Annotated in this window: 20 protein-coding genes and 1 pseudogene; 13 read left to right on the top strand and 8 right to left on the bottom strand. The window is 70.2% G+C overall.

Annotated features, from left to right (window positions below; genetic code table 11):
* Window positions 1-86: 86 nt before the first annotated feature.
* Together ACFW47_RS09115 and ACFW47_RS09110 are read right to left on the bottom strand one after the other, a co-directional pair.
* Window positions 87-2,639 carry an MFS transporter gene (locus ACFW47_RS09115; RefSeq protein WP_386305321.1) on the bottom strand — a complete coding sequence of 851 codons (2,553 nt, stop codon included), beginning with the start codon at window positions 2,637-2,639 and terminating at the stop codon, window positions 87-89.
* A gap of 13 nt (window positions 2,640-2,652) precedes the next feature.
* On the bottom strand, window positions 2,653-3,156 hold the full coding sequence (locus tag ACFW47_RS09110; RefSeq protein ID WP_386305319.1) for a MarR family winged helix-turn-helix transcriptional regulator: 504 nt from the start codon (window positions 3,154-3,156) through the stop codon (window positions 2,653-2,655).
* Between the two features lie 206 nt (window positions 3,157-3,362).
* Here ACFW47_RS09110 and ACFW47_RS09105 point away from each other — a divergent pair, with 206 nt between their 5' ends.
* On the top strand, window positions 3,363-3,560 hold the full coding sequence (locus tag ACFW47_RS09105) for a hypothetical protein (protein WP_386287726.1): 198 nt from the start codon (window positions 3,363-3,365) through the stop codon (window positions 3,558-3,560).
* Between the two features lie 107 nt (window positions 3,561-3,667).
* On the opposite strand, the gene ACFW47_RS09100 is transcribed toward ACFW47_RS09105, so the two are convergent.
* The 6 genes from ACFW47_RS09100 to ACFW47_RS09075 all read right to left on the bottom strand — a co-directional run bounded on the left by ACFW47_RS09100 (window position 3,668) and on the right by ACFW47_RS09075 (window position 8,150).
* On the bottom strand, window positions 3,668-4,615 hold the full coding sequence (locus ACFW47_RS09100) for an RNA polymerase sigma factor SigF (protein ID WP_386287724.1): 948 nt from the start codon (window positions 4,613-4,615) through the stop codon (window positions 3,668-3,670).
* A 291-nt stretch (window positions 4,616-4,906) separates the two neighbouring features.
* The gene (locus ACFW47_RS09095) at window positions 4,907-5,800 is read right to left on the bottom strand and encodes an RNA polymerase sigma factor SigF (RefSeq protein WP_031017799.1); all 894 of its coding nucleotides are present in this window, start codon (window positions 5,798-5,800) and stop codon (window positions 4,907-4,909) included.
* Window positions 5,801-5,940: 140 nt separating this feature from the next.
* A complete protein-coding gene (locus tag ACFW47_RS09090) occupies window positions 5,941-6,234 on the bottom strand; it encodes a Dabb family protein (RefSeq protein ID WP_386287722.1) in 294 nt (97 codons plus the stop codon).
* Window positions 6,234-6,410, bottom strand: coding sequence for a hypothetical protein (locus ACFW47_RS09085; RefSeq protein WP_272586338.1), 177 nt, complete (start codon window positions 6,408-6,410; stop codon window positions 6,234-6,236). The genes ACFW47_RS09090 and ACFW47_RS09085 overlap by 1 nt, the downstream gene beginning before the upstream one ends.
* Before the next feature lie 307 nt (window positions 6,411-6,717).
* Window positions 6,718-7,395 carry an AAA family ATPase gene (locus ACFW47_RS09080; RefSeq protein WP_386305317.1) on the bottom strand — a complete coding sequence of 226 codons (678 nt, stop codon included), beginning with the start codon at window positions 7,393-7,395 and terminating at the stop codon, window positions 6,718-6,720.
* A complete protein-coding gene (locus ACFW47_RS09075) occupies window positions 7,392-8,150 on the bottom strand; it encodes a GntR family transcriptional regulator (protein WP_386305315.1) in 759 nt (252 codons plus the stop codon). The genes ACFW47_RS09080 and ACFW47_RS09075 overlap by 4 nt, the downstream gene beginning before the upstream one ends.
* 489 nt (window positions 8,151-8,639) lie before the next feature.
* On the opposite strand from ACFW47_RS09075, the gene ACFW47_RS09070 reads away from it, so the two are divergent.
* The 12 genes and pseudogenes from ACFW47_RS09070 to ACFW47_RS09015 all read left to right on the top strand — a co-directional run bounded on the left by ACFW47_RS09070 (window position 8,640) and on the right by ACFW47_RS09015 (window position 17,720).
* Window positions 8,640-8,909, top strand: coding sequence for a DUF6284 family protein (locus ACFW47_RS09070; protein ID WP_386305313.1), 270 nt, complete (start codon window positions 8,640-8,642; stop codon window positions 8,907-8,909).
* Entirely contained in the window at window positions 8,909-9,334 is a 426-nt protein-coding gene (locus ACFW47_RS09065; protein ID WP_386305311.1) for a hypothetical protein, read from the top strand. Before ACFW47_RS09070 ends, ACFW47_RS09065 begins: the two co-directional genes overlap by 1 nt.
* Window positions 9,331-10,224 carry a DUF2637 domain-containing protein gene (locus tag ACFW47_RS09060; RefSeq protein ID WP_386305309.1) on the top strand — a complete coding sequence of 298 codons (894 nt, stop codon included), beginning with the start codon at window positions 9,331-9,333 and terminating at the stop codon, window positions 10,222-10,224. Before ACFW47_RS09065 ends, ACFW47_RS09060 begins: the two co-directional genes overlap by 4 nt.
* A pseudogene (locus ACFW47_RS09055) lies at window positions 10,221-10,649 on the top strand (DNA cytosine methyltransferase); the annotation flags it as partial. The gene ACFW47_RS09060 and the pseudogene ACFW47_RS09055, both read left to right, overlap by 4 nt.
* Window positions 10,624-11,190 carry a hypothetical protein gene (locus ACFW47_RS09050; protein ID WP_386305674.1) on the top strand — a complete coding sequence of 189 codons (567 nt, stop codon included), beginning with the start codon at window positions 10,624-10,626 and terminating at the stop codon, window positions 11,188-11,190. The pseudogene ACFW47_RS09055 and the gene ACFW47_RS09050, both read left to right, overlap by 26 nt.
* Complete coding sequence (locus ACFW47_RS09045; protein ID WP_386305672.1) at window positions 11,178-11,366, top strand: hypothetical protein; 189 nt, start codon at window positions 11,178-11,180, stop codon at window positions 11,364-11,366. The genes ACFW47_RS09050 and ACFW47_RS09045 overlap by 13 nt, the downstream gene beginning before the upstream one ends.
* A 32-nt stretch (window positions 11,367-11,398) precedes the next feature.
* A complete protein-coding gene (locus ACFW47_RS09040; RefSeq protein WP_386305307.1) occupies window positions 11,399-11,716 on the top strand; it encodes a hypothetical protein in 318 nt (105 codons plus the stop codon).
* Between the two features lie 106 nt (window positions 11,717-11,822).
* A complete protein-coding gene (locus tag ACFW47_RS09035) occupies window positions 11,823-13,943 on the top strand; it encodes an FtsK/SpoIIIE domain-containing protein (protein WP_386305305.1) in 2,121 nt (706 codons plus the stop codon).
* Window positions 13,944-14,150: 207 nt separating this feature from the next.
* On the top strand, window positions 14,151-14,615 hold the full coding sequence (locus tag ACFW47_RS09030) for a hypothetical protein (protein ID WP_386305303.1): 465 nt from the start codon (window positions 14,151-14,153) through the stop codon (window positions 14,613-14,615).
* Window positions 14,616-14,704: 89 nt separating this feature from the next.
* Window positions 14,705-15,556 (top strand): bifunctional DNA primase/polymerase, encoded by an 852-nt coding sequence (locus ACFW47_RS09025; protein ID WP_386305301.1) that lies wholly within the window; start codon window positions 14,705-14,707, stop codon window positions 15,554-15,556.
* Window positions 15,557-15,558: 2 nt separating this feature from the next.
* Window positions 15,559-17,034 (top strand): ATP-binding protein, encoded by a 1,476-nt coding sequence (locus ACFW47_RS09020; protein WP_386305299.1) that lies wholly within the window; start codon window positions 15,559-15,561, stop codon window positions 17,032-17,034.
* 452 nt (window positions 17,035-17,486) lie between these two features.
* Complete coding sequence (locus tag ACFW47_RS09015; protein WP_115743212.1) at window positions 17,487-17,720, top strand: helix-turn-helix domain-containing protein; 234 nt, start codon at window positions 17,487-17,489, stop codon at window positions 17,718-17,720.
* The last annotated feature ends 14 nt before the right edge of the window (window positions 17,721-17,734 follow it).

Raw genomic sequence — 17,734 nt, 5'->3', positions numbered from 1 at the left:
CAGAAAGTGGTCGTGAAGAAGCCGGCCCGTGGCGGGCGGGCGCGCCTCCGCTCAGAGCGCGCACGCCACCACGGGCCGGGAACTCGCTACTCGCCGGGGTGGGCGAGCTCGATGTCGTGGCCGTCGGCACCCGGGCCGGCGACCGTCAGGGACGTGGCCACCGGCGGGTAGCCGGTCGCGATCACGGTGTACTCACCGGCGTCCAGGTCGGTGAAGGCATACGCCCCGTCCGCGCCGGTGGTGGCCGTGCCGACCACGTTGCCGGCCGCGTCGACCAGCGTGACGCGGGCGTCGGCCAGCGGACCGTGCGGAGCCCGCACGACGCCCTGGACCTGCGCACCGGCCTGGAGGTCGATCTCGACGCGGGTGACGCCGGTGCCGCCCACCTCCAGGGGCAGGGCGCGCGGCCGGTAGCCGGCGGCGTTGACCGCGACGGTCACCGTGCCCGGCACCAGCTCGGTGAAGGTGAACTCGCCCGCCTCGCCGGTGGCGGCGGTGGCCAGCAGGTCACCGCGCACGTCGGTCACGATCACCATGGCGTCCTTGACCGGCAGCCCGCTCTCCACGGCACGCACCAGGCCGGTGAGCCCGCTGGTGCCGCTGAGCAGGATGTCGTAGGCGACCGGCTCGTCGTTGACGACGATCGTCGACGCCTGCGGCTGGAAACCGTCGGCGGAGGCGATCAGGACGTACGAACCCGCGCCCGGCGCGTCCACGGCGTAGGAGCCGTCGGCCTGGGCGACCGAGCGGCCCAGCTGCCGGCCGCCCAGCGAGATCAGCGTGACCGCGGCCTGCGGGACCGGCGCGGACTCGGCGCCGCGGACGAAGCCGCGGACCGCGATGCCGCCGGAGACGGGTGCCGGGGTCCCACCGGAGCCGGCCGCGGTGGCGACGGCGGCGAGCCGCTGCGTGGCCGCGGGCCGGTCACCGGAGTCGGCGACGGACGAGTCCGGGGCGGCGGCCGTGACGCCGGCCGGAACCGGCTCGGCGGCGACCCGGGTGGCCTCGGCCGGGGCCGGAGCCGCCGGGGAGGCCGTCTCGGCCGAGGCCTCCGCGGCCTGGGCGAGGGCGCCCGACGTACGCAGCGGGACCTCCTTGATGAACAGGGTCACGAGGAAGCCGAGGGCGGCCACCGGCGCGACGTACAGGAAGATGTCGGCGATGCCGTGCCCGTAGGCGCTCTCCAGCCACTCGCGGATGCCGGGGGGCAGCAGGTCCATCTTGGGGATGCCCCCGCCGGTGGCCTTGGCCGCGCCCGCCTGCTCCTCGGGGCTGAGCTGCCCGATGGTGTCCTGGGCGTAGTGGCTGATCCGGGACGACATGATCGAGCCGAGCACCGAGACGCCCACCGCACCGCCGAGGGACCGGAAGAAGGTCACCACGGAGGAGGCGGCACCCAGGTCGCTCGGGGCCACCTGGTTCTGCGTGCAGAGCACCAGGTTCTGCATCATCATGCCGACGCCGAGACCCATCAGCGCCATGAAGATCGCGATGTGCCAGTAGGGGGTGTCGTAGCGCATGCCGCTCAGCAGGCCCAGGCCCGCCGTCAGGAGCACGCCGCCGGCCAGCAGCCAGCCCTTCCACTTGCCGGTCTTGGTGATGATCTGACCGGAGACGGTCGACGACACGAACAGGCCGCCGATCATCGGGATGGTCATGACGCCCGACATGGTCGGGGACTCACCGCGGGCCAGCTGGAAGTACTGGCTGAAGTAGACGGTGCCCGCGAACATCGCGATGCCGACGAACAGCGAGGCCAGCGAGGCCAGGGTGATGGTGCGGTTCCGGAACAGGCGCAGCGGGATGATCGGCTCGCTGGCCTTGGACTCGACGAGCAGGAAGATCAGCGTCAGCACGATCGCGCCGCCGACCATGACGCCCGTCTGCCAGGACATCCAGGAGTACTTGTCGTCGGCGAAGGTGACCCAGACGAGCAGCAGGCAGACGGCGGCGGTGATGAAGAAGGCGCCGGCCCAGTCGACCTTGACCTTCCGCTTGGTCACCGGCAGGTTCAGCGTCTTCTGCAGCACGATCAGGGCGATGATCGCGAACGGCACGCCGACGTAGAGGCACCAGCGCCAGCCGAGCCAGCTGGTGTCCGTGATGACGCCGCCGAGCAGCGGACCGCCGACGGTGGCGACGGCGAAGGTGGCGCCGAGGTAGCCGGAGTACCGGCCGCGCTCGCGCGGGGAGATCATCGCGGCCATGATGATCTGGGCCAGGGCGGACAGGCCGCCGGCGCCCAGACCCTGGATGGCCCGCGCGGTGATGAGCATGCCCGCGTTCTGCGACAGTCCGGCCACGACGGAGCCGAGGACGAAGACGCAGAGGGCTATCTGGACCAGGGCCTTCTTGCTGACCAGGTCGGCGAGCTTGCCCCACAGCGGGGTGGAGGCGGTCATCGTCAGCAGCGACGCGGTGACGACCCAGGTGTAGGCGCTCTGGCCGCCACCGAGGTCGCCCACGATCTCGGGCAGTGCGTTGGTGACGATGGTCGAGGACAGGATGGCGCAGAACATGCCGAGCAAGAGCCCGGACAGCGCCTCCATGATCTGCCGGTGCGACATCGGAGCGTCTCCGGCGGAGCCTCCCCCGTGCTTGGCATGAGCCCGCACACCGGCTGGTGTGGTCGTTGCCATGGACTTCCTTTGCTTACTTCGTGGTGGTCGCGGGTGTACGGGTGGTCTGTTCGACCTCGGGTGGTGCGGAGGGCCGGGCCGGTGCGGACCGGCAGTCGTCGAAGCTCGCCCTGAGCCTGGTCATCAGCCGGGTGAGCTGGCCGACCTCGTCGTCGCTCCAGTCGCTCAGGCGGTGGGCCAGCAGCTGGGTCGTCCGCTCCGACAGCTCGTCGAGCTGGGCCTGGCCCGCGGGCGTCAGGCGCAGGATGCGCGAGCGCTTGTCCGCGGGGTCGGCGGAGCGCTGGATCCAGCCCCGGTCGGCGATGTGCGCGACGTGGCGGCTGGTCACCGACATGTCCACGGCCAGCAGCTCGGCGAGCTTGCTGATGCGCATGTCCCCGTGGCGGCCGAGGAGGGTCAGTACGGCGGCCGAGCCACTGGGGCAGTCGGCCGGCAGGATGCGGCCCATCTCCCGTTTGACGGCGCCGAAGGCGCTGAACTGTCGGATCAGCTCCTCGTACTGCGCCCTCTCGGCCATGCGCACCTCCCGCATTCGTTGCTTAGGGCAACCATAGAAGCGGTTGGTTGCTACAGGCAAACAAAAACGGTCATGCGGCCACAAAAAGTTGGCAAAGGCAAGTATTGCGAAAGTAAACGCGCAGGTGGCGAGTGGTGGGGAACCTCAAGAGGGTTCGGCGGCCCCGCACTTGGGACCCCACCGAGGATTCGCTAGTGTCTCGGCCCATGGCTAACAACCAGGGCCCCCAGGGCAACCACGACCCCGCCGGCAGCACCCAGATGTTCCGCGCGTTCGTCGACGACGCCCCCCAGTCCCGGCAGGCGGCCCCCGCCGCCTCCTCCGGCCCCCGCATCGGCCTGATCGTCGGCGTCGTGGTCGCCGTGGCGGTCGTCGCGGCCGTGGCCTGGCTGGCGCTGGCGTAGCGCCGGAACGCGACCGGCCTCCGGGCACGGGCGCGCATGTGTGACGGCGACCGCCGCGGCACCCCCCGAGGGGCCGCGGCGGTCGCCGGAATGCCGAGGACCGGGCGTCAGTCCGAGATGAGTCCCTCGCGCAGCTGCGCCAGGGTGCGGGTCAGCAGCCGCGAGACGTGCATCTGCGAGATGCCGACCTCCTCGCCGATCTGCGACTGGGTCATGTTGGCGAAGAAGCGCAGCATGATGATCCGCCGCTCCCGGGGCGGCAGCTTGGCCAGCAGCGGCTTGAGGGACTCGCGGTACTCCACGCCCTCCAGCGCCGTGTCCTCGTAGCCGAGGCGGTCGGCCAGCGAGCCCTCGCCGCCGTCGTCCTCCGGGGCCGGGGAGTCCAGTGAGGAGGCGGTGTAGGCGTTGCCCACCGCGAGGCCGTCGACGACGTCCTCCTCGGAGACGCCCAGCACGGCGGCCAGCTCGCCCACGGTCGGGGAGCGGTCCAGCTTCTGGGAGAGCTCGTCGCTGGCCTTGGTCAGGGCCAGGCGCAGTTCCTGGAGCCGGCGCGGGACGCGCACCGACCACGAGGTGTCCCGGAAGAAGCGCTTGATCTCGCCGACGACGGTCGGCATCGCGAAGGTCGGGAACTCCACGCCCCGCTCGCAGTCGAAGCGGTCGATCGCCTTGATCAGGCCGATGGTGCCGACCTGGACGATGTCCTCCATCGGCTCGTTGCGCGAGCGGAAGCGGGCGGCCGCGTAGCGCACCAGCGGGAGGTTGAGCTCGATCAGGGTGTCCCGGACGTAGGCACGTTCGGGGCTGTCCGCGTCGAGGGCGGCGAGCCGCAGGAACAGGGAGCGGGACAGGGTGCGGGTGTCGATGGCCTCCGGGGCCGCGAGGGCCTGGGCCGGCACGGCGTCGAGGGTCGGTACGGCTTCGACGGCCTGACCGTCGTCGAGGGAACCGACGGAGTCGATGGAGCCGACGGGGCCGAGCGCCTCGAGCGTGTCGGGCGCGGTCTCGCTCTCCGCGAGCGCGAGCACCTTCGAGCTGCCCTGGTCTGCGGACATGCCACCCCCTTTGGGTCGCGGGACGGTCACGGCGCACGCTCCCGGGACGGGAACGCAGCCTTCACCTGAATACCGGAGCCGGAGCTCCGGCAAACGCGTCTCCGGCAGAATGTCACATGTCGGCAACGCGCTGTAGTGACATGTCGACATCCGAGACGCGAATTCCCCCTGGAAACAGGGGGTCTGACGGGCTTTCGGCCCGAATCCGCCCGCAACGGCCCTGGTGAGCGATTCGCTCGCCCCGGTGACCGTTCGCTCGCGCCTTCGAATGCTTCCCGCGCTGTCGCGAGACTACGCCTCGATGCGGTTGGCGGACCTCAACCGCTGGAAACTGCGCGCCAGTAGCCGGGAGACGTGCATCTGCGAGACGCCGAGTTCCGCGCTGATCTGCGACTGCGTCAGATTGCTGTAGTAGCGCAGCAGCAGGATCCGCTGCTCCCGCTCCGGGAGCTGGACCAGCAGGTGCCGCACCAGGTCGCGGTGTTCGACCCCGTCGAGGGCGGGGTCCTCGTAACCGAGCCGGTCGAGCAGACCGGGCAGCCCGTCGCCCTCCTGTGCGGCCTCCAGCGAGGTGGCGTGGTACGACCGTCCCGCCTCGATGCAGGACAGCACCTCCTCCTCGGTGATGCGCAGCCGCTCGGCGATCTCGGCGGTGGTCGGGGAGCGCCCGAAGGCGGTCGTCAGGTCCTCGGTGGCGCTGTTGACCTGCACCCACAGCTCGTGCAGCCGGCGCGGTACGTGCACCGTGCGGACGTTGTCGCGGAAGTAGCGCTTGATCTCGCCGACGACGGTCGGCATCGCGAACGTCGGGAACTGCACGCCCCGTTCGGGGTCGAAGCGGTCGATGGCGTTGATGAGCCCGATCGTGCCGACCTGGACCACGTCCTCCATCGGCTCGTTGCGGGAGCGGAAGCGGGCGGCGGCGTAGCGCACCAGGGGCAGGTTCGCCTCGATGAGCGCCGCGCGCACCCGGTCGTGCTCCGGTGAGCCCGGTGTGAGCCCCTTCAGCTGCCCGAAGAGCACCTGGGTCAGGGCCCGGGTGTCGGCACCCCGGCTGCGCTGCTGCGTGGTCTCCCGCGCGGGCGCCTCAGTGGCCTGGGCGGGCGGCGCGGGCGGTGCTTGAGGCGCAGTACTGGCCGGCACGGTCAACTCCACCTCGTGATCGTCAACTCTTCCGTCACTCATCCGTCAAAAGCGGTCATAGCATCACAAGACATGTGCACTGTGTGCAAGCACCGCATAACGTCGTGTTGAGTGAACGCAGAACGGCCCCGTACCGGGCGGGTACGGGGCCGGGGCGTCGTGGGACGTGGTGCGGCGGGGCGTCAGAACTCGTAGTCGGCGATCACCCAGGTGGCGAACTCCCGCCACAGCGCGACGCCCGCCTGGTGGGCGGGGTGCTCCAGGTACCGCTTGAGGGCGTCGGCGTCGTCCACGGCCGAGTTGATGGCGAAGTCGTAGGCGATGGGCCGGTCGCTGATGTTCCAGGCGCACTCCCAGAAACGCAGCTCAGCGATCTGGTCGCCGAGCGCGCGGAACGCCTCGACGCCCTCCACGACGCGCGGGTCTTCGCGCTGCACACCGTCGTTGAGCTTGAACAGCACCAGGTGGCGGATCATCAATTTCCTCCCTTGGCGGCCCAGGTCATGAAGTCGCCCACGGCGCCCGCCGCGTCGGAGATGCCCTGGAAGCCTATGAGGACGTAGTCGGCGGCAGTCTCCGGATCGGTGATGATCACATACAGCACGAAGACAACGACTGCGTAGACGGCGATCTTCTTCGCGTTCACCGCCACCGCGGCCTCCCCTGTCCCTTGTTGCACGCCTTTCGATCGCACATGATCGCACGAAGGACCCCGTCTTTCGACGGGGCCCTTCGGAAGCGGTAGCGGAGGGATTTGAACCCTCGGTGACTTGCGCCACACTCGCTTTCGAGGTCTGTTCGTGCTGGTCAGGGGGTTGTTCAAGGTCGTTCAAGCCCGTTCGTTCCCGGTTCCTCGCGCGCCGCGTGAACGGCTCCGGACGGTGCCGAACGGGGTTGAATGAGACGGAAACTGAGACGGAGAGCGTCACGGCTGACCTGCGCGTCTACCCCTGGGAGTGTCAGTGGTCGGACTCTTCCACGGCCGCGACCACGGCGGCGGGGTCACCCTCGTACAACAAGTGCGGCTCATCTGCGGTGGGCGGTACGAACCGGCTGCGGTATCGCTGGAGGTCGCTCTCCGCGAAGTAGATCGAGTTCGGATCGTCCGCGTGGAACTCGTTGCGCTTGCTGATCCTCGCCCACAGCTCCTCATGGCTGGCGGCGAGGTAGACGAGTACGGGGACGGCCCCGGCGTCGGTGGTGATTGCCTGCCATTTGGCCCGGTCCTCGGGAGTCCAAAAGCCGTGGTCAACGACGACATCGTGCCCGGCCTTGAGGTGTTCCCGTAGTTCAACCGCTACGTCTTCCAGGACCGGCCGTTCGAGGGTGGGGAAGGTACCCCGAGGGAAGTCGACCCCGTAGACGCCATGCCGGCGGTACATCTCTTCATCCGGGCACAGCCGTACGAATCCGCGATCCGTGAGGGTGCGGGAAAGCGTGGTCTTGCCTGACCCGGGGAGTCCGGCCATCAGGACACAGAACGGGGGGCGTGGGGACATCGGTCTCGTCATGGCTCGGGAGATGGTGGCCACCTCTGCTTCGGCTTCCGGCGTGATTGTGCCAGTCCGGCGGGCCGCAAGCAGCGCATCTAGTCGGTCTTCGAGCACGCTGACTAGAGTGTCGTCCGCGACTGTCACGGGGTGACCTCCGATTCTGTGCGCCATGTACGGCCCGGGCCTCCGAGGTCGACGCCGTACTCCACGATGTTGCCCTCGCTGTCGACGAACTTCGCGGTCATCACGACCACCGGTTCCGCCGGCGGGTTGTCAGAGTCCAGTTCCAAGAGCCGTGCGTAATCCGGCGTCAGCATGCGGGCGGACGCCGTGTCGATGCGGTGGCTGATCGGGTGGCCGGTCGCCTGGGCGATGAGCTGAAGCGAGGTTCCCCCTGTCAGACGCTCGCTCGCTGCTAGTTGCGGGATCAGCTTGCCGTACCGGGCGGGGATCCAAGAGGTGCTGTGAGCCACGATGCCATGCCGGTCCCTGTATACCCGGCTACGCCGTACAACGTCCGATCCGGGCTCGATGTCCAGAGCCTGCGCCACTTCGGCCGGGGCAGGCACCACGGCCGCCTGGTGGGAGTCGGAACGTTCTCCTGCCCCCCAGCTAGAGCCGGTACGGCGTCCCCGGTCCTGCCGCTGGGCACCCGAGGACATCGGGGTCGGCCGGTCCAGGACTTCGGTGCCGATGCCGTGGATGCCTCGCACAAGTCCCTCGTTGCGCAGCTTGCGAAGCGCCTTCTCGGCTGTGGCGGTGCTGACCTTCCACTCTTCCGACAGGTTCTTGATGCTCGGCAGGAGCGTTCCGGGCTGTAGCTCACCGGACGAAATCAGCTCCATATAGTGGGCGGCAATCTTCGCGTACGGGGCCCGATTGTCGGCCTGGCCTGCCATGTCGCTCGCTCCTCTTCGTCACTTCCCTGGGGTTCCCTAGCTTACCGCTTGACACCGCAGGGAACCCTAGGGAACCTTAGGGATGTACCCGCCGGTCGGTTCGCCCGGCAAGCGGGTGCCGGACCTCAATGCGCTCTGTTTCAGGGCTCATTCGGGGTCAAGGGGCCCGGGACAGAGCGGGCCGAGGGCGCACCCGACCCTTGTCATTCGGGAGGGCTTAGACCGAAAGGTCACGTCTCCATACGCCTACCACGGGTCAAGCCGCGCTACCTGATACGGGCGCGGCACCCCCGAAGGAGACATGCACGTCGCCCCGGCATTCAGCCGTGAAGGGCGCGAGATCGAATCTCGCCCGGGGCACTCCGGCCGCTTCATATGGCCGTGCCGCGCGTCTGGCGTGGCTGATCACCTACAACGGCGCGCACCCCCGGAGCGGCAACTCCGGGGGTGCTGTTCGGGCCGTTTCACCTGCAAGGGAGAGCACGACCCATGAACCACATCGTCACTGTTCAGGACGCTGTTACCGCGTTCGAGCCGTGGATGGAACCCACGGCCGCTGAGCTGGACGCGATCGAGCAGGAGATGCCCGTGATTCTCGCGGACGTCGACCTGCTGGACGCGCACATCGTCACCCTCGACCGCACGCCGACCGAGGTGGACGAGCGGCGCATCCGCCGGGCCCGCCGCCGCGCGCTGGCCGCCCGGGTCGCGCTGGTCAACCGCGCGGCCGGCGCGTCCGTGCCGGGGGGTGCCGCCTGATGTCCCGCTTCGACCTCACCGAGTACGACCGCTGGACCATCGTCGCCGCCCGCCAAGCCCTGGCGGCTGCGGACCGCGTGAACCTGCTGGACGGCAGCGCCATGGCCCGCATGATCGGCCGTCTCGAAGTCGCCGTGGAGCGGCTGATCGAGATGGTCGACGAGACGCCCTCCGGGAACGTCGTCCGGTGTCCGGCCGCGCACCCGGAGGACCCGACGCCGTGCGGTGGCCCGGTCGTCGTGACCATCGTCGACAAGGACAACGCCGGCGCCGACGGATGCGAGCACCACGCCGCCCGCATGCTCGCCTCGATCACCGGCGCCCGCCCGGTCGCCAAGCCCGACGCCCCCGCCGGGGTGGCCCTGCGCATCTTCCGCGCAGCGCACCACACCCACCCCTTCGCGTGGCTGGGGGGCCGGTCATGAGCCTTCACCGCAAGGGGCGCGCCGCCCTGGTGCTCGCCCTGGTCGCCGTGGTCGGTATGGCGTTCCGGGTGTCGTGGAACGCGCTGCGGGACATCGCCGGCGCTGTCGGCGCGGACGACACGGCGGCGATGCTGTACCCGTTCGTGGTCGACGGCCTCATGGCGCTCGCCCTGATCGCCACGCTGGTTCTGGCCGACCGCGACCGCACGTTCGCGCTGCGGGTGCTGGGGGCGTACACGATCGCCTCGCTCGTGTTGAACTACGTGCACGGGCTGGTCCCCGAGCTGCACGGCCGTACGGTCGACTGGTCGCGGCTGGCGGAGTGGGACCCGGCGAACTGGGCGCTCGTGCTGCTGGCCACCTCGTTGCCGGTCGGGTCGATCTACTTCGGTTCCGACCTCGTGGCGAAGGTGCTGCACCACCGCCCCGCCCCGATTCCCGCCTTGAGCACGAATGCGGAGGAATCGACCGAGACCGAGATGAAACGGTCTACGGCTGACCTGCCGGTATCGACCCCCGCGCCGATCACCCCGAACGGCACGGCTCTCCCCCGTCCGGTGGCCGTCGGCTTCCTCAAGTCGACGCTCCTGGCCAAGCCGCTTCCGCAGATCGACCCCGCTCCGGTCGCCTCGATCGAGCGGCGTGCGGTGGCGGCGGAGTCGACCCGGCCGCGCCGTGCAACGGGCCGTGTCCCGGCGGTGGCGAAGTCGAGTCGGCCCAAGCGCACGCCGGATCAGTTGCTCGCCGAAGCACGCGAGGCGACGGCCGACTGGCCGGACGCGAAGGTGACCGCAGAGGGCATCCGGCGGGCGGTGCGCACGTCACCGGTCAACGCACGGGCGCTGCGCGACACCCTGCGGGCGGAGCGCGCCGGGACGGCGGCGGCATGAGCGGGCCGCGCATCGGTTCGCTCTGCTCCGGTTACGGCGGCCTGGACATGGCCGTCCAGGCCGTCTTCGGCGGCTTGCTGGCCTGGGTCGCGGACAACGACGCCGGAGCCTGCCGCATCCTGGCCCACCACCACCCGCACGTGCCGAACCTGGGCGACATCACCACCGCCCCCTGGGGCGAGGTGGAGCCGGTCGACATCGTGACGGGCGGCTATCCGTGCCAGCCGTTCAGTTCCGCCGGCAAGAGGAGGGGAACCGCTGATGAGCGGCACATCTGGCCCGACATCGCCCGTGCCCTTGGGGTTCTACGACCCCGTCTCGCGGTGTTTGAGAACGTCGCAGGGCACCTTTCTCTCGGATTCGACTCCGTCCTCTCCGACCTTGCCGCCCTCGGGTTCGATGCGCGGTGGTGCACTCTTCGCGCATCTGACGTGGGAGCGGCTCACCAGCGCAAACGGCTCTTCGTCCTCGCCTGGCCTGCCGACTCCGGCAGCACGGGACTGGAAGGGCGGCGGACAGCGCGGGCAGCTTCCGACCGCCGTCGGCTCGCTCCTGCCGACCCCGTCGACCTCGGAGAACACCGGAGCCGGACACGCGGCACAGGGCGGGATGAACCTGCGCCACGTCGTCTCGCTGCTGCCCACCCCGCGCGCGTCGGAGAACGAGAACCGGCAGACCAAGCGCAGCCCCTCGCAGGAAGCGGGCACGCACGGCAAGAGCCTGGCCGCCGAGATGGGCTCGCTCCTGCCGACCCCGCGGGCCACGGACGGCTCGAACGGCGCGGTCTCGCGCACGGAAGCGACGGACCGGCGGGTGCAGTCTGGAACGGCGAACCTGCCGGAGGTGGCGGTGAGCGCGTTCCCGACGGTCCCGTCGGGTGGGGCGAGTACGCCGAAGCGGTCGCGCGGTGGGAGGCGGTCCTCCAGCGCCCCGCACCCGGGCCAGTTGACGCTGTGGGACGGCTGAGCCCCGTCTTCGTCGAATGGCTCATGGGCCTGCCTGCCGGGCACGTCACCGACGTCCCCGGCCTGTCCCGCTCCGCACAGCTCAAAGCGCTGGGCAACGGCGTGGTCCCGCAACAGGCCACCGCCGCGCTTCGCTTCCTCGCGCCCGCCGCCCTCCCCGCCCGTACGGCCGCCTGAGGCGTCCCGATCCTTCGAGGAGTAGCCAACCGATGCGCAACGCCGACATACGCCGCCTGGACCGCGAGATCCAGGCGACACAGAAGAAGCTCGAAGCGGTCCGCCGGGGCGAGTGGTGGCCGCTGAACGGCAGTGAGCGCCGGGCCATGGCCCGCTCGCTGGCCGTCGGCGGCTACAAGGTCGCCCGGGGCCGCAGCGCGGGCCGCGAGGAACAGCGCATGGACGCCACCGGCGACAGCGCCGAGATGCGGCTGAACGCGGAGCTGACCGCCCTGCACGGCGAGCGGCAGCGCCTCATGACCGAGGCCGCCCGCGACAAGGCCGCCAAGAAGTCGTCCGGCTGGTTCTGACCAGCCCGTTTCCCGCGCCGGGGTGACCGGGACTTTCCACGGACACGGCCACCCCGGCGCTCTCCCTTACTCCCGCCCTGAAGGGGCAGTCAGGAGCAGTTTCAGCATGTCCGAGAACGTCGTTCACCTCCACAAGGCCACCGACCCCCCGACCGCCGACACCGCCCCGACGGTGCTCACGGTCGTGCCCGACGCGCCCCCGGCCCGCCCGGTGCCGCTGTGGGTCCGCTCCGGCCGCGCCGTGAAGACGGCCGCCACCCACGAGACGACCCGGGCCACGGTCCGCGCGGCGGCCCGGCACGGCCTCTACACCTTCAACGGCGGCAGGATCGTGGCCCGCCGCGCGTGGGACGGCCGTACCGGCTCCCGGTACGAGCGGATGATCCGCGCGGCGGAAGCCGCCGGGAACCTCGAAGCGGCCGAGGAGTGGGAGGAGCGGCTTCAGCGCTTCCGCGCCGCCCGCCACCACCGCCGCATGGACCTCCTGCACTCCCCGGTCGAGGCCGCCAAGGGCGTCGCCGTCGGCGCCGGGATGAGCATCGGCGTCCTGGTCGCCCTCGGGGTCGTGATGGCCCTGAACACTGGCCAGGTCGGTGACGTCATCACGCCGCTGTCGGCGACCATTGACTTCATCGCGCTGCTGATGCGGATCGTGCAGGTCGTATGGGGTCCGGCGCTCACGATCGGCCCCTTCCTGGCCCTGCTCGCCCTGTGGTCGGTCGGCCGCAAGCAGCAGGCCGCGCCGAACTGGGCCCTCCCGGCGAACGTCCGCAACGGCGAGGGTGAGCCGATCACCCCGTCCATCGTGGTCAAGGCCCTGCGCGACCTCGGAGTCCCGGCCCTGGCCCGCGCCATCAAGGAGATGGGCGACGCCGGCGCTTCGATGCTCGGCCCGATCACGATCGCCGGATGCGGTGTCGAGGTCGACGTGACCCTTCCCTCCGGGGTGTCGACCAACGAGGTGCAGAACAAGCGGCGCAAGCTTGCCGAAAACCTGACCCGGCACGAGCACGAGGTGTTCATCACCATCCCGCAGGCGGCGCGGACGGTGCGGCTGTGGGTCGCCGACTCGGGGGCGCTGGACGAGCCGATCGGGCCGTCTCCGCTGGTCACCGACGAGACGATGACTGCCGACTACACCAAGGGGAAGGCGCCGTGGGGGCAGGACCTGCGCGGGGATGCCGCCGCCCTGTCCCTCTACCAGCGCCACCTGTTGATCACGGGTCTGTCGAACCAGGGCAAGACCGTGGCCCTGCGCTCCCTGGCCCTGTGGCTGTCCCTGGACAAGTCCGTGCAGTTCCTCATGGGCGACCTCAAGGGCGTGGGCGACTGGGCCATGTTCGACGGCCTGGCCACGGCGCTGATCCAGGGGCCGACGGATGAGCACGTCATCCAGGTGACCGAGATGGTCGAGGGCGCGGTCGACGAGATGAACCGCCGGATCCAGGCGCCGCCCGGGACGGTGTTCCCGCCGCTGATCGTGCTGGTTGACGAAGCGCAGGTCGCGTTCATGTGCCCCGCCAAGGGCACGGGCAAGGACAAGCGGCCCTACGGCGGAGCGAAGGCCGATTCCCGGTACTTCATGGCCGTGCGCAAGATTCACAACCAGGGCCGTGCCGTGAACGTGCTGATGTGGCAGGGCACGCAGGACCCGACCAACGAGAACCTGCCCAAGCTCGTGCGCGAGGGCGCCCACACCCGCGCCTCCCTCGCCCTGGGCACCGAGTCGCAGGCCCGCATGGCCCTCGGGGACAAGGCCGTCGACGGGGGCGCCGCCCCGAACCTGCTCCGGCCCGGGCTGGACCGGGGAACCCTGGTCGTGGCCTCCGACGGGATCAGCATTCCGGCGGGTCAGTCGTCCATCACGGTGCGCACGCACTACATCGACGACGACGCCGCCAAGGCCATCACCGACCGGGCCAAGGCCCTGCGCGACGGCGTCACCACCCTGCACGCCATCGACCGGAGCGCGGAGCACGACCCGCTCGCCGACATCGCCGCCGTCATCGGCGACGCACCGCGGGTGCGGACCAAGGACGTGCTCGCACGGCTTGCCACGCGGAACGCGGACGCCTACGGCGGTTGGTCGTTCCTCGACCTCAAGCGCGTTCTCGACGACGTCGGCGCGGAGCCGTACAAGTCCGACGGCGTCATGGTCGTCTCCCGCGACCGAGTGGCCCGCGCGCTCGCCAACCGCGACGGGGAAGGTTCCGCTTCCGCCGACTGACGGCAGGGAGCCGACCCCGGACGGGGCAGGGAGGCAGGGAGAACTCCCTGACCGCCTCCCTGATCCGCCTCCCTGGCTCTGACCTGCGCGAATGATCGCTCAGGGAGTCAGGGAGGCACGCAGGTCAGACCCCCGAAACACCCCTCTGCAGAGCACCCCGAAGGGGGTGTCTCTGCCTCCCTGGCCACCGGCCTGAAGGGATTCCGCATGTACCCCGAGCACACCCCGCACGTGCCCGTACAGCGGGCCGTGGAAGTCCACCAGCCCACCCCGCTCCCGCTGGCCGTGCCGGTGACGGCGCCGGTCATTCCGGTGCAGCCGAACGCCGTTCCGGCGGTGGCGAGCGTCGTCCTGCCGGACGGCCGCGTCGTCACCGGCTACGCCATCAACCCCACCCAGCCCGAACCGATCGCCGCCAAACCGGCCGTGTCCCGCACGGCCGTGAACGTCGCCCTCGGGGGTGCCGGGTTCCTCGCGGTGTGTGGCGGGCTGGTCCTGCTCACCTCGTTCATCGCCGCGCTCACCGCGTTCATCACCCAGCTCATCATCCTGGCCGCCGTGATCTTCGGCGGATGGATCGCCGTGCAGCTCTTCAGCGCGAGCGGCCACCAGGGCGGCACGACCGTGAACATCCGCAAGGCCGTGATCAAGCGCAACCACTTCCACGGCTAGCTACGCCAAGGGCGGCCCCCACCTTCCGCCAAGAACGCGGGGCCGCCCTTGCTCGCCAGAACCCGTCAAGGAACTGGAGATACCCCAGCATGACGCAACCCCCGCTCTACCCGCAGCACACGGCGCTGAGTCTCGCGGCATCCGGCGTCCCCGTGCTGCCCCTGCGCCGGGGCAAGGTCCCGTTCGGCAACTGCACGGCGTGCGCCGACAACGCGTGCGGCGGACGGCCGAACATGAAAACCCCGGGCCCCTGCCGCTGCCCCGGCGTCTGCCACGGATGGGCCGCCGCCACCACCGACCCCGCCGTCATCGTCTCCCCCGAGTGGGCGGCGGCCTGGCGGCAGGCGGTGTGTGTCGCCTACCACCCCGGCGGCGCCGGACTGACCGTCGTCGACCTCGACGACGCCGACGCCATCGCCTGGGCCCGCACCGCCCTGCCCGCCACCCGGACCGTGCCGACGACCCGCGGTGAACACTGGATCTACCGGGGCGCCATGACCTCCCGCAACGCGGTCCGCCCCGGCGTCGACATCAAGTCGACCATGGCCTATGCCCGTTGGCTCGGACCGGGCACCGGCACCATCGCCGCCCTCCCGGACGCTGTGCGCGCCCTGGCAGTAAAGGAGCCGTCCCCCGCCCCCAGGGCGTCACAGACGCTCTCAGGGCCCCTGAGCGGCGGACAGGGGGAGTGCCCGCACCGCACGCCCGTCTTCCTGGAACGGGGCATCGCCATGGCCGTGCAGCGCATCACGGAGGCATCCAGCGCTGTCCACGCGACCGTGTACCGCACGTTCCTGGCCGTGCTGTCCAGGCACGGCCGGTGCGGCTGCCTCACCGACACCCACATCGCCCGGCTGTTCACCGCCGCGCAGAGCAAGGGCGAAACGGCCCGGCACTGCACGGACGCGTGGACCAACGCCCGCACCACGTTGGGACTGTGACCATGGCCGACGACGAGAAGAACCCCGCCCGCGAGATCATCACCGACTACGCCCAATCCCACTTCCGGTACTTCCGCACCGCCGACGGCACCGTCTACGCGCAGCGCAACGGCCACCCCGTGGCCCGCCCCATCCGCTCCCAGGGCACCACGGGAAGCCACCGGCAGGAACTCATGGTCGGTCTCTTCCGCGACGGGCAGGGCGTGTTCAACGGCACCGCGCTCAAGGAAGCGCTGGACCTGATCGAGGCTCTGGCGCTGACCGAGGACGTACAGCCCGTGCACATCCGCGTCGCCCCGGGATTCGACGGCGCCACGTGGCTGGACCTGGGACGGGCCGACGGCCGGTCGGTACGGATCCACCCCACCGGGTGGGACATCGCCGTGCCCGACCCGCGCGAGGTGTGCTGGCGCCGCACACAGCTCACCGGAGAGCTGCCGTTGCCGGTCAAGGACACCGACGGCAAGGGCATTGATCTCCTGCTGAGGCTGTGCAACTTCGCCACCGCCGAGACTGAGTGCCTGGCCATCGCGTGGCTGATCGGCTGTCTCGGACCGTCCGTGCCCGTCCCGGCCCCGTTCCTCACCGGCCCGCAGGGCGCCGGCAAGTCCACCGGCGGACGAATGCTCGTGCGGATCATCGAGGGCATGACGGGGGACCTGCGCCGGGCACCGAAGGATGAGGAGAACCTGATCGCGGCCGTGGCCGCCGGGTGGGTCACGGCTCTGGACAACCTCTCCCACATGACCCCAGACCTTTCGGATGCCATGTGCTGCATCGTCACCGGTGCCGAGAGCGTCAAGCGCGCGCTGTTCACCGACGGGGACGTCTTCCGCGCCCGCTACCGTCGGCCCCTGCTCCTGACTGGTATCGACGTGGGCGTCATCCGGCCCGACCTCGCCGAACGCCTCCTGCCGCTCCGCCTGGAACGGCCGAAGGTCCGGCGTACTGAGGCGGAGCTGTGGGCGGAGTACGCGGAGGTTCTGCCCGTGATCCTCGGATCGCTCTTGGACCTCACGGTCAAGGTCCGCGCGGCTGAGGCGGAGACCCCGACCGATCTGCGGATGGCGGACTTCGCGCACCTGTGCGCGCAGCTCGACGCCGCGACCGGTCTCGGGGCGCTCGCCGCCTACCGGGCCAGCCTGGACGACCTGAACGACGACGTGATCGAGGGCGACCTGTTGGCACAGACCGTCCTGAGGCACGCCGCCGACCTCGAACCGGGCGCACAGCAGCGGATGACCTCCACGGAGTGGCTGCACTGCCTCAGTCAGCTCTACACCGGCGAGGACTTCCGTCCCTTGCCCAAGGGGTGGCCGACGACCGGCAAGGTGCTGTCCGATCGGCTCAAGCGGCTTCAGCCCACCCTCGCCGCCCGTGGCGTCGTCATCGACTCGGGCCGGACCATGGAGGGCCGCTACCTCGAAATGACCCGGCTGCAAGCGCCACAGCCGCACGAGGCAAAACGGATGTTCTGACCGCGCTGGTGATCACTGGACAAGCAAGAGGAGCACCATCGCGGCGCGGCGTGCTCCTCTTGCTGTTCGGCGGCGGCGCCGCCCTGCGATGGTCGCGCCGCGAAGCGGCTCCTTCATCAGCCCCTGAGCGCACTACACCACCACAGACACCCCCTCTTTTTCCTAAGAGGGAAACTCTGCGTCATCTGCGTCATGCAGGCGGGAAAAACGGCCCCCGACCTGCGGCTACAGCCATGACGCAGACGGCCACGCCTGCGTCATGGCTGCGTCATCTGCGTCATGGAATGACGCAGCCCATGACGCACCCCGGAGTCTCTGCGTCATGCAAATACGCAGGTCAGAGGCGCGCATGACGCTGATGACGCAATGACGCAGAAATCCGAACTTCGGACAGGCGCGAACTCCCGATACAGGCTCCGCCCCCGACGGACAGTCCCAGAGGAGACCGTTCCATGAGCATCGCCACCGTGGACATCGCACCGCTCGCTGAGTCTGGCGACCCGACCCCCGTGCTGCTGACCGTCGAAGAGGCCGCCCGTTGCCTCCGCATCGGTCGAACGACCTGCTTCGCCCTCATCCGCACCGGAGAGCTGGAGTCCCTGACCATCGGCGGACTCCGACGCGTCCCCGCCGACGCCCCGGCGGCCTACCTCGCCCGTCGCCGCGCCGAACAGCGCGCTGCCTGATCTCGCCCCGAACC

This window comes from Streptomyces sp. NPDC058796, from assembly GCF_042745235.1.
GTDB lineage: Bacteria > Actinomycetota > Actinomycetes > Streptomycetales > Streptomycetaceae > Streptomyces.
This window is presented reverse-complemented; position numbering and strand designations above follow the sequence as displayed.

Excerpts from the sequence above, each read along its gene's own strand:
- ACFW47_RS09115 (WP_386305321.1), bottom strand. The coding sequence starts at position 2,639 with ATGGCAACGACCACACCAGCCGGTGTGCGGGCTCATGCCAAGCACGGG.
- ACFW47_RS09110 (WP_386305319.1), bottom strand. The coding sequence starts at position 3,156 with ATGGCCGAGAGGGCGCAGTACGAGGAGCTGATCCGACAGTTCAGCGCC.
- ACFW47_RS09105 (WP_386287726.1), top strand. The coding sequence starts at position 3,363 with ATGGCTAACAACCAGGGCCCCCAGGGCAACCACGACCCCGCCGGCAGC.
- ACFW47_RS09100 (WP_386287724.1), bottom strand. The coding sequence starts at position 4,615 with ATGTCCGCAGACCAGGGCAGCTCGAAGGTGCTCGCGCTCGCGGAGAGC.
- ACFW47_RS09095 (WP_031017799.1), bottom strand. The coding sequence starts at position 5,800 with ATGAGTGACGGAAGAGTTGACGATCACGAGGTGGAGTTGACCGTGCCG.
- ACFW47_RS09090 (WP_386287722.1), bottom strand. The coding sequence starts at position 6,234 with ATGATCCGCCACCTGGTGCTGTTCAAGCTCAACGACGGTGTGCAGCGC.
- ACFW47_RS09075 (WP_386305315.1), bottom strand. The coding sequence starts at position 8,150 with ATGGCAGGCCAGGCCGACAATCGGGCCCCGTACGCGAAGATTGCCGCC.
- ACFW47_RS09070 (WP_386305313.1), top strand. The coding sequence starts at position 8,640 with ATGAACCACATCGTCACTGTTCAGGACGCTGTTACCGCGTTCGAGCCG.
- ACFW47_RS09065 (WP_386305311.1), top strand. The coding sequence starts at position 8,909 with ATGTCCCGCTTCGACCTCACCGAGTACGACCGCTGGACCATCGTCGCC.
- ACFW47_RS09060 (WP_386305309.1), top strand. The coding sequence starts at position 9,331 with ATGAGCCTTCACCGCAAGGGGCGCGCCGCCCTGGTGCTCGCCCTGGTC.
- ACFW47_RS09050 (WP_386305674.1), top strand. The coding sequence starts at position 10,624 with ATGCGCGGTGGTGCACTCTTCGCGCATCTGACGTGGGAGCGGCTCACC.
- ACFW47_RS09040 (WP_386305307.1), top strand. The coding sequence starts at position 11,399 with ATGCGCAACGCCGACATACGCCGCCTGGACCGCGAGATCCAGGCGACA.
- ACFW47_RS09035 (WP_386305305.1), top strand. The coding sequence starts at position 11,823 with ATGTCCGAGAACGTCGTTCACCTCCACAAGGCCACCGACCCCCCGACC.
- ACFW47_RS09030 (WP_386305303.1), top strand. The coding sequence starts at position 14,151 with ATGTACCCCGAGCACACCCCGCACGTGCCCGTACAGCGGGCCGTGGAA.
- ACFW47_RS09025 (WP_386305301.1), top strand. The coding sequence starts at position 14,705 with ATGACGCAACCCCCGCTCTACCCGCAGCACACGGCGCTGAGTCTCGCG.
- ACFW47_RS09020 (WP_386305299.1), top strand. The coding sequence starts at position 15,559 with ATGGCCGACGACGAGAAGAACCCCGCCCGCGAGATCATCACCGACTAC.
- ACFW47_RS09015 (WP_115743212.1), top strand. The coding sequence starts at position 17,487 with ATGAGCATCGCCACCGTGGACATCGCACCGCTCGCTGAGTCTGGCGAC.